Origin of the sequence: Pseudomonas avellanae BPIC 631, assembly GCF_000444135.1 — a bacterium.
GTDB lineage: Bacteria > Pseudomonadota > Gammaproteobacteria > Pseudomonadales > Pseudomonadaceae > Aquipseudomonas > Aquipseudomonas avellanae.
On the sequence record NZ_ATDK01000087.1, the window covers coordinates 34,482 to 43,700 of the forward strand.

Annotated in this window: 8 protein-coding genes; 5 read left to right on the forward strand and 3 right to left on the reverse strand. The window is 59.6% G+C overall.

Annotated elements, in window-relative coordinates:
• Nucleotides 1-1,725, reverse strand: coding sequence for an autotransporter assembly complex protein TamA (locus DW49_RS0106490; RefSeq protein ID WP_005618001.1), 1,725 nt, complete (start codon nt 1,723-1,725; stop codon nt 1-3).
• Between the two features lie 59 nt (nt 1,726-1,784).
• Nucleotides 1,785-2,456, reverse strand: a complete 672-nt coding sequence (locus tag DW49_RS0106495) for a GNAT family N-acetyltransferase (RefSeq protein WP_024419727.1) — start codon at nt 2,454-2,456, stop codon at nt 1,785-1,787.
• A gap of 190 nt (nt 2,457-2,646) precedes the next feature.
• Here DW49_RS0106495 and xthA point away from each other — a divergent pair, with 190 nt between their 5' ends.
• Together xthA and DW49_RS0106505 are read left to right on the forward strand one after the other, a co-directional pair.
• On the forward strand, nt 2,647-3,459 hold the full coding sequence (xthA, locus tag DW49_RS0106500) for an exodeoxyribonuclease III (protein ID WP_005617997.1): 813 nt from the start codon (nt 2,647-2,649) through the stop codon (nt 3,457-3,459).
• 130 nt (nt 3,460-3,589) lie between these two features.
• Nucleotides 3,590-4,933: a substrate-binding domain-containing protein gene (locus tag DW49_RS0106505; protein ID WP_024419726.1), complete on the forward strand. Its 1,344-nt coding sequence runs from the start codon at nt 3,590-3,592 to the stop codon at nt 4,931-4,933.
• 29 nt (nt 4,934-4,962) lie between these two features.
• Here the strand turns inward: DW49_RS0106505 and DW49_RS0106510 are convergent, their stop codons facing one another.
• On the reverse strand, nt 4,963-6,192 hold the full coding sequence (locus tag DW49_RS0106510) for an acyl-CoA dehydrogenase (RefSeq protein ID WP_005617995.1): 1,230 nt from the start codon (nt 6,190-6,192) through the stop codon (nt 4,963-4,965).
• A gap of 185 nt (nt 6,193-6,377) precedes the next feature.
• Here DW49_RS0106510 and DW49_RS0106515 point away from each other — a divergent pair, with 185 nt between their 5' ends.
• The 3 genes from DW49_RS0106515 (at nt 6,378) to DW49_RS0106525 (ending at nt 8,797) form a co-directional block, all read left to right on the forward strand.
• Nucleotides 6,378-7,307, forward strand: a complete 930-nt coding sequence (locus DW49_RS0106515) for a LysR family transcriptional regulator (RefSeq protein ID WP_005617993.1) — start codon at nt 6,378-6,380, stop codon at nt 7,305-7,307.
• Nucleotides 7,308-7,474: 167 nt separating this feature from the next.
• The gene (locus DW49_RS0106520; RefSeq protein WP_004396282.1) at nt 7,475-7,867 is read left to right on the forward strand and encodes a MerR family transcriptional regulator; all 393 of its coding nucleotides are present in this window, start codon (nt 7,475-7,477) and stop codon (nt 7,865-7,867) included.
• 30 nt (nt 7,868-7,897) lie between these two features.
• Nucleotides 7,898-8,797 (forward strand): hydroxymethylglutaryl-CoA lyase, encoded by a 900-nt coding sequence (locus tag DW49_RS0106525; protein ID WP_005617991.1) that lies wholly within the window; start codon nt 7,898-7,900, stop codon nt 8,795-8,797.
• Nucleotides 8,798-9,219: the final 422 nt, after the last annotated feature.

Here is a 9,219-nt window from a genome sequence, read left to right on the forward strand (position 1 = left end):
TCACAGTTCCGGCCCCATCGAGAAGTGCAGGCGAATGCCGCCGTCATCGTCCAGCGCGTGGGCCAGATCGAGACGCAGCGGGCCTACCGGTGATACCCAGCGCACGCCGAAACCGACCCCTGTCTTAAGGTCCGGTTTGTCCAGGGTGTTGAACGAGTTGCCTTGATCGACAAACGTCGCCAGTCGCCACTTTTCGGCAATCGAGTACTGGTACTCGACGCTCCCGGCAAACATGTAACGCCCGCCAATGCGGTCGCCGTCGGAATTGGTCGGTGAAAGCTTCTGGTAGTCATAACCGCGCACGCTCTGATCGCCACCGGCAAAAAAGCGCAACGACGGTGGAATCGAGGTGTAACCGTCTGTGAGGTTGCCGCCGAACTGCACACGGCCAAGAAAGCGGTGGTTCTGGGCGACGGTCGTCAAGCCTTTGAGCAACACATTGGCATGCACCAGGTTGGCGTCCGACAACAGGCCCTCTTTGGCTACTTGCGTGTCGAATTGCAGACGGTAGCCCTGATGCGGGTCGATACGATTGTCGCTGCGCAGGTACGAGTAGCTGATGCCCGGCATCAACAACGTGCTCAAGCCCTCGTCGTCACCCAGGCGGTACTCTTCACGCTGCCATTTAAGGGAAATGACCCGCTCCCAGCCGCTGGGCAGCTTGCTGTGCCATTCGGGGCCTGCGGTGAGCAGCTTGCTGAGGCTGTCGGTGCCGGCAATCTCTTCATATTGATAACCACCGGCGTAACGCAATTTGTCGGTCAGCGGTGGATCGAGCGGCACGTCGTACCACAACCCGACGTTTTGCCGTGGCGCGGAAATCTCCGATTCGAAGCCGTAGCTGTGGCCTTGCGGATTGGCCCAGTGCCGGGTCCAGTTGGCCTTGCCGCGCGGCCCAACGTCAGTGGAATAGCCAAGGCCGAGCCCCATGGTGCGGGGCTTGCGGGTTTCCAGCTGGACTGTCACCGGAATGACCTGATTTTCGGCCGCAGTCGGTGCAGCGTCCACCCGCACGCCTTCAAAATAGCCGCTGGCCTGCATGGCCTGAGTCAGTTCGGCGATCATCTGTGAGTCGTAAGGGGTATTTTCCTTGAACGGCACCATGCGCTTGAGCAGGTCTTCATCGAACGGTGTGTTACCGCTGAACATGACTTTGCCCAGTGAATAGCGCGGACCGCTGTCATACACCAGTTCGATGTCGGCAACCCCGGCCCGCGGGTCGATAGCCAGACGCTGGCGGGTGAAACGACCGCTGAAAAAGCCATAGCGAGACGCCTGATTCTGGATCAGGCGCTTGGCGTCCTCGTAGTTGCCATGGTTGAGCACCGCACCGGTCTTCAGCGCATCACTTTTCGGCACCTTGAACGCCTGGAGCGACGCCGCCGGGCCATCGACGCGGATGACCACATTGCGCAGGTGAATGGGCTCACCCGGCTGAATATTGATGATCAGGCGCAGGTCTTCACCGTCCTTGATCTCGCTGTCGATCTGCGCCTGATAGTAGCCGAGCGCCTGCGCGGCTTTCTCGGCCTGCTGCTCGGCGCCCAGACTGAAATTGCGCAGCGCCTTGGCATCACGATCGCCGAGATCGCCTACATACCCTTCGACATTGGTCTTGAGGTCCGGGTTGGCGGGCTTGATCCTGACGTCAAGGCGGGCCTGGGCAAGCGCCGCAGCACTGACGGTCATCAGAAACAGGCTGCTGAATAGTCTGAAAAGCTTCATGGGCGTGGATGCTAACACGATCGACGGGCTGCACTGGAAGCCCACGAATAGTCGGAGATTCAAAACGTTACGTCAGGCACCGGCAGTGAAACCTGAGGGTTTGGGTGAAAAAACACGTGCTCTCGGACGGGTCCTACCGCTATCTCTCCGATTTCCTCATAGCCCTGTCGTTTATAGAACTCGAGATAACGAGGGTTCCCGGTATCAACGACGATACCTTGCGAATTTTCGTCCACGGCGCACCAGTCGTGCAGCGCTGCAAGCAATTGCTCGCTCAGGTCCTGGCCCAGTTTCTGGCCCTGAAACTCCGGGTCCAGCCCGATGAGCGGCAGCACATGGACAGTTTCGGAAGGCAGGCATGCCAGCACGGCATTGTAGTAAGCCAGATACCGCTGAGTGCAGCCCAGGCCGGTGTCCATGACCATGCGCAAGCGCCAGGCCCAGCTCTCGGTGACGCCAAGACGACGCAGTGGCGGCGCGATCAGCGCGACACCCACCAGACGATCTTCCAGAAACAGGCCCAAGGCAGGCTGGTTCTGCAGAAAGTGTTGTTTGACCAGTTGGCGAATGGTCGCCAGTACACGTTGCTCGTACCCTTCGCGTTCGGCATTGAACAGATAAGCGAACGTCGGGTCGTGCCGATAGGCCCTGAACAGCAAGGCACGGGTTTCACGGGAGTAACCACTGTCGAGTTGGCGGATTTCGCCCGTGATGGCAGCAGGTAGGGACATAAAGGGCCTCGTGTTAACGGAATGCGTCTGGCGCAGCGGTTTTTGCAAGCAGGCTTTCGAGTGATGGCCATTGATAACAGTTCCAATAAATTGTCCAACCATCCGTTTGGCACGCACCTGACGCAAGGCTGGTCCTCAACCGGCAGGTCGGCTAGCATCGCCGTTTGTTTTTGCTCAGGACCGCTGTTTTATGAAAATCGTCTCGTTCAACATCAATGGTCTGCGCGCTCGACCGCATCAGTTGGCGGCGCTGATCGACAAACACCAGCCTGACGTGATCGGCCTGCAGGAAACCAAGGTCTCGGACGAGCAATTCCCTCTCGCGGACGTCGAAGCGCTCGGCTATCACGTGCACTTTCACGGTCAGAAAGGCCATTACGGCGTCGCTCTGCTCTCGCGCAATCCACCACTGGCCCTGCACAAGGGTTTTGAAGGTGACGACGAGGAATCCCAGAAGCGCTTCATCTGGGGCACCTACGCTGACAGCAATGGCCAGCCGGTGACGATCATGAATGGCTACTTCCCGCAGGGCGAAAGCCGCGACCACCCGACCAAGTTTCCGGCCAAACAGCGTTTCTACGAGAACCTCCAGGCGCTGCTGGAAGGCCACTTCAGTAATGAGCAGCCGCTGATTGTCATGGGCGACGTGAACATCTCTCCCCAGGATTGCGACATCGGTATTGGTGCCGACAATGCCAAACGCTGGCTGAAAACCGGCAAATGCAGCTTCCTGCCCGAAGAGCGCGAGTGGATGGAACGCCTGAAAAACTGGGGGCTGGTGGACAGCTTCCGGTATCTGTATCCAGAGGTCAGCGACCGCTTCAGCTGGTTCGACTATCGCAGCCGCGGTTTTGAGGATGAACCCAAACGCGGCCTGCGCATCGACCTGATCATGACCTCGACCGGCCTGCAGCCGCGAATCAAGGCAGCCGGCGTGGATTACGATTTGCGCGGCATGGAAAAACCCTCTGACCATGCGCCGATCTGGCTTGAATTGAGCTGACAAGGCCTGCCGTTGCGCGCCCCGTCTGCATTGCGTGCAAAGACGGGCGCAACGGTCGAGCAACCGTCATATTCCGGCAATCTTTCTGACTTATTCTCCCGTCACCTTTCCGTGATTCATGGTGACGCTGATGCTGCGCGCTCTGCTAACGGCGCTGATCCTGTCGAGCGCCACCCTGCCCCTTGCCGTTCTGGCGGCCCTGCCAACGCCTGCCGGCGATGGGCCTGCCTTGCGCATTCAGGGCTCCAATACCATCAATGCTCAGTTGGGGCCGGCGCTGGCTGAAGGGCTGATGCGCCAGCAAGGCTTGCAAGCGGTGCAGACCGTTGCCGGCAACGTGACCAATGAACAACGCGTCGTCGGCACCAGCGCGACAGGCCAGTTGGTCAGCGTCGAGGTCGCCGCCCACGGCTCGGGCACCGGTTTCGCGGCCCTTAAAGCCGGTAACGCGGACATTGCCGCCTCCTCCCGACCAATCAAAGACCAGGAGGCGAAGGAATTGAGCAGTTTCGGCGACCTGAAAAGCGCTGTTGGCGAGCAAGTCATTGCTATCGATGGCGTTGCCGTGATCCTGCATCCGGGCAACCCGCTGCGGCAATTGGACACCCTGCAACTGGCGCGCATTTTCAGCGGCGAAATCAAGGACTGGAGCGAACTGGGCGGCAATCCAGGTGCGATTCACATCTACGCTCGCGATGAAAAGTCCGGCACCTACGAAACCTTCAAGGAACTGGTGCTTGCCAAATACGGCAAGAACCTCTCCGCCACAGCGCTACGCTTCGAGTCCGGCGAGCAACTTTCCGACGAGGTCAGCAAAGACCTCAATGGTATCGGTTTCAGTGGCCTGCCATCGGTCAGGCGCGCCAAGGCGGTGGCGATAGCCGACGGTGACTCGCGGCCCATGCTGCCGACCATAAGCCTGATTGCCACCGAGGATTATCCGCTGTCACGCCGTCTGTACCTGTATGTGCCGCCGGCGGCTCACCAGCGCTGGGCGCAAGCGCTGGTGCGCTTCACGCAAAGTGCCGAGGGTCAGGCCATTGTGGCGCAGAGCGGGTTTGTCTCGCAGACCGTGCAGGCGCTCAAGGTGCCGCCGACGGCACAGATGCCTGCGGATTATCAGGCGCTGGCGCGCAAGGCCGAGCGCCTCTCGGTCAATTTTCGTTTTGCACAGGGTAGCGCCAGGCTGGACAACAAGGCGCAGCAAGACCTCAAGCGCGTCGCCGAGTACCTGAAAGCCAGCGGCAAGCTGAACCAGCAGGTGACACTGGTCGGCTTCGGTGACGCCAAGAGCGATCCGGCACGCGCGGCCCTGCTCTCCCGGCTGCGCGCCATGGCGGTGCGTCGCGAGCTGATAAAAAGCGGCGTGACCTTTCGCGACATCCTTGGCCTGGGCGACGAAATGCCCGTCGCAACCAACGACATCGACGACGGCCGGATCAAGAACCGCCGCGTCGAGGTCTGGGTGCAGTAGTCGAGGTCTGGAAGCCGTAACCGCCGTGCTCAGTACCTGCTGCGAAGCATGTCTGCGGGCAGGTACTTGCCCAGTTCAAACTTGCCGATGGCGGCGCGATGCACCTCATCCGGGCCGTCCGCCAGGCGCAAGGTGCGCTGCATGGCATACATGTAAGCCAGCGGGAAGTCATTGGAAACCCCGGCCCCGCCATGCATCTGAATCGCCCGGTCGATGACCTTCAGGGCGACGTTGGGCGCCACCACCTTGATTTGCGCGATTTCGCTTTTAGCGACTTTGTTACCGACGGTGTCCATCATGTAGGCCGCTTTCAACGTCAACAAACGGGCCATGTCGATTTCCATGCGCGAGTCCGCGATTTTGTCGATATTACCGCCCAGACTCGCCAGCGGTTTACCGAACGCAATGCGGTCGATGGAACGCTTGCACATCAGCTCGAGCGCCCGCTCAGCCATGCCGACCGAGCGCATGCAGTGATGGATGCGCCCCGGGCCCAGTCGACCCTGCGCAATTTCAAAGCCTCTGCCTTCACCCAGCAGCACGTTCTCGAACGGTACACGAACGTTGTCGAAGAGCACTTCGGCATGGCCATGCGGCGCATCGTCGTAGCCGAACACTGGCAGCGGCCGGACGATTTTCACACCCGGCGTGTCGACCGGCACCAGAATCATCGAGTGCTGCTGATGGCGCGGCCCGTCGGGGTTGGTCAGGCCCATGAATATCAGGATCTTGCAGCGTGGATCGCACGCACCAGAGGTCCACCACTTGCGGCCATTGATCACCCATTCGTCACCCTCACGGTCGGCGCGAGCCGCCATGTTGGTGGCGTCCGATGACGCCACGTCAGGTTCGGTCATGGCAAATGCAGAGCGAATCTCGCCGCGCAGCAGCGGCTCCAGCCAGCGGGTTTTCTGCTCCTCGTTGGCGTAACGGACCAATACCTCCATGTTACCGGTGTCGGGCGCCGAGCAATTGAACGGTTCCGGCCCGAGCAGCGAACGGCCCATGATTTCCGCCAGCGGCGCGTATTCCAGGTTGGTCAGCCCGGCACCCCGCTCGGACTCCGGCAAAAACAGGTTCCACAGCCCCTCGGCCCTGGCGCGAGTCTTGAGTTCTTCCATGACGGCCGTGGGCTGCCAGCGATCGCCCTCGGCCACTTGCTGCTCGAAAACCGCTTCGGCCGGATAAACGTATGCGTCCATGAACGCGGTGACGCGCTCACGCAGTGCCTGCACCTTCGGGGAATACGCGAAATCCATGGGCCGCTACCTTCTCGATCAGGTTGTCGTAGTCATGAAAGGGATGCTAAAGAACCTCAGGCCATTTATCTAATCTATTCTCAGCGTGTATAAACATTCATAACCGATATATGATTCACCCACGCTGCGGTATTCTCAAGCCCGCCGAAAAGCCCATCACAACAACAGCACGAGGCGCTCCATCGATGAACCTGAGCAAGGTCGATCTCAACCTTTTCATTGTCTTCGACGCCATCTACACCGAAGCCAACCTGACCCGCGCCGGGCAGATCGTCGGCATTACCCAGCCCGCCGTGTCCAACGCACTGGCGCGCTTGCGCGAAACCTTCAACGACCCGCTGTTTGTGCGAACGGCACAGGGTATGGTCCCGACACCGATGGCGCAGAACATCATCGGCCCGGTGCGCAACGCCCTGTCGTTGCTCAGGGTGTCGGTGCAGGAAAGCCGGATTTTCAATCCGTTGCAGGCCAACAAGAATTACCGCATCAGCATGACCGACCTGACCGAGGCGGTCATCCTGCCGGTACTGTTCCAGCGTCTGCGGCGTCTTGCGCCGGCGGTCACCATCGAGAGCTTTCTGTCCAAACGCCGTGAAACCACCAAGGAACTGGCTGCCGGCCGCCTCGACTTCGCCGTGGATGCGCCGCTCAACACCGACCCGCAGGTGCGCCACGTCAAGCTGCTGGAGGACCTCTACGTGTGTGCCATGCGCAAGGGCCATCCTCTGGCCAACAAACAGGCGCTGACCCTGGATGATTATCTGGCGCAGGCCCATATTCATATTTCCAGCCGTCGCAGCGGGCTGGGCCTCGTCGACCTGTCGCTGGGCAAGATGGGCATCCAGCGCCGCATCGCGCTGCGCTCGCAGCATTACCTGATGGCGACGCAGGTACTGCAGCAGACCGACATGGTCATGACCATCCCGGAACGCTTCGCCCGACGCAACGACCTGCACTATGTATACCTGCCGATCAACGATGTGCCTTCGGTTGAGACTCACCTCTACTGGCACGAAAGCACCGACCAGGACCCGGCCAACCGCTGGATGCGCGAGCAGATCATCGAGCTATCCCAGCGGGTGATTGCTCGGGAAAACAGCATAGAAACAGTATGATATTTCTCCTTTAAGCAATTGATATAAATCAATTTAATTAACAAACTTAAAGTTGTTTCTAGCCTCTAAGATACGACTACCGGGGTGTTGACGTGATCCGGATCGCTTGACGCTTACGTAAAGCAAGCTTTAGCTTAGCGGGGTGTATCCAGCCGCCGAGCCACGCCATGAGCAGTCAGACCTACAGCATTTCCGAGCTTGCCCGTGAGCTGGACATCACCACTCGCGCCATTCGCTTTTACGAAGAGCAAGGCATGCTCAGCCCTGAACGCAAGGGGCTGGAACGTATCTACCTGGCCCGTGACAAAGTCACCTTGAAACTGATCCTGCGCGGCAAACGTATCGGCTTCTCGCTGGCCGAGTGCAAGGAGCTTATTTCGCTGTACGACCCCAGCGGCGGCAATCAAAAGCAGTTGCAGACCATGCTCGGCAAGATCGCCGAGCGCCGCGGGCAGCTGGAGCAGCAGTTGCTCGACATCCAGCAGATGCAGTTGGAGCTGGACACCGCTGAAGAGCGCTGCCGGGCTGAACTCGACAAGACCGCTGCCACCTCACACTGACCCATTCGTACTGACTACAAGGCCCCTGCCATGCCCCTTGCGCAAAAGGTGAATATCGTCGAAGTCGGCCCGCGTGACGGCCTGCAGAATGAAGCGCAGCCCATCAGCATCGCAGACAAGGTGCGATTGGTGGATGAGCTGACGGCTGCGGGCCTGATGCACATCGAGGTCGGCAGCTTTGTCTCGCCCAAATGGGTTCCGCAGATGGCGGGGTCCGCCAAGGTGTTCGAGCAGATTCAGCGCCGCGAGGGTGTCATCTACTCGGCCCTGGCGCCCAATCTGCGTGGCTTTGAAGACGCGCTGGCGGCTGGCGTCAGAGAAGTTGCGGTGTTTGCGGCAGCAACCGAGGGGTTCTCGCAGCGCAACCTCAATTGTTCGATCAGCGAAAGCCTGGCGCGCTTCGCGCCGATCATGGCAGCGGCGCGCCTGCACGGTGTGCGGGTCAGGGGTTACGTGTCCTGCGTGCTGGGCTGCCCTTACGAAGGGACTGTTGCACCTGAACAGGTGGCCGCCGTTGCCAACGAGCTTTATGCAATGGGCTGCTATGAAATTTCGTTGGGCGATACCATCGGCACCGGCACACCGGGGGCCACCCGGGCGCTGATCAACGCCGTGGCTGCGCAGATCCCGCGTAGCAAGCTGGCCGGGCATTTTCACGACACCTATGGCCAGGCGCTGGTGAACATCTACGCCAGCCTTGAAGAAGGTGTGCAGATCTTCGACAGCTCTGTCGCGGGCCTTGGCGGCTGCCCTTATGCCAAGGGCGCGAGTGGCAATGTCGCCACCGAAGACGTGCTGTACATGCTGCAAGGCCTGGGCATCGAAACAGGCGTAGACCTGGATCTGGTCATCAAGGCCGGTCAGCGTATCTGTGACGTATTGCAACGCAGTAATGGGTCGCGCGTGGCCAAGGCTCGGCTGTCAGCGTGACAAACGTCACCGGTCGGTAACAGGGTGCGACAACTTGTCACAGAGTGTTACTCTCCCCCGCAGGTTGTCGAGGCAAACGGGTAACACGGAAACAATCGACGCCTAAACCAGACGGTTCGGTGCCAGCAAAAACCCGGAAAACCTCGTGTTTGCGGGCTTTCTGAAAAACTGGCACGGGTCCTGCTATATCTCTTGTACAACAAGAATAAAAGCACGCAGCACACCAATAAAAACAATACGTACCGGCTCTGACATAACAAGAACAACACGGACAGAGACGTAGCTAACAGATTTTTTTGAAGTGGATAGCTTTTCTGAACCACTTGCCCTGCGGATTCCACGACACTTGGACACTCAGCCCACGATCATTTGGACACTCATTCCAAGCTCACTTGGACACCTGCCCCACGTCCACTTGGACA

What these genes read in the sequence shown, in the direction of transcription:
- DW49_RS0106495 (WP_024419727.1), bottom strand. Translation starts at nt 2,456, where the DNA reads ATGTCCCTACCTGCTGCCATCACGGGCGAAATCCGCCAACTCGACAGT.
- xthA (WP_005617997.1), top strand. Translation starts at nt 2,647, where the DNA reads ATGAAAATCGTCTCGTTCAACATCAATGGTCTGCGCGCTCGACCGCAT.
- DW49_RS0106515 (WP_005617993.1), top strand. Translation starts at nt 6,378, where the DNA reads ATGAACCTGAGCAAGGTCGATCTCAACCTTTTCATTGTCTTCGACGCC.
- DW49_RS0106505 (WP_024419726.1), top strand. Translation starts at nt 3,590, where the DNA reads ATGCTGCGCGCTCTGCTAACGGCGCTGATCCTGTCGAGCGCCACCCTG.
- DW49_RS0106490 (WP_005618001.1), bottom strand. Translation starts at nt 1,725, where the DNA reads ATGAAGCTTTTCAGACTATTCAGCAGCCTGTTTCTGATGACCGTCAGT.
- DW49_RS0106520 (WP_004396282.1), top strand. Translation starts at nt 7,475, where the DNA reads ATGAGCAGTCAGACCTACAGCATTTCCGAGCTTGCCCGTGAGCTGGAC.
- DW49_RS0106510 (WP_005617995.1), bottom strand. Translation starts at nt 6,192, where the DNA reads ATGGATTTCGCGTATTCCCCGAAGGTGCAGGCACTGCGTGAGCGCGTC.
- DW49_RS0106525 (WP_005617991.1), top strand. Translation starts at nt 7,898, where the DNA reads ATGCCCCTTGCGCAAAAGGTGAATATCGTCGAAGTCGGCCCGCGTGAC.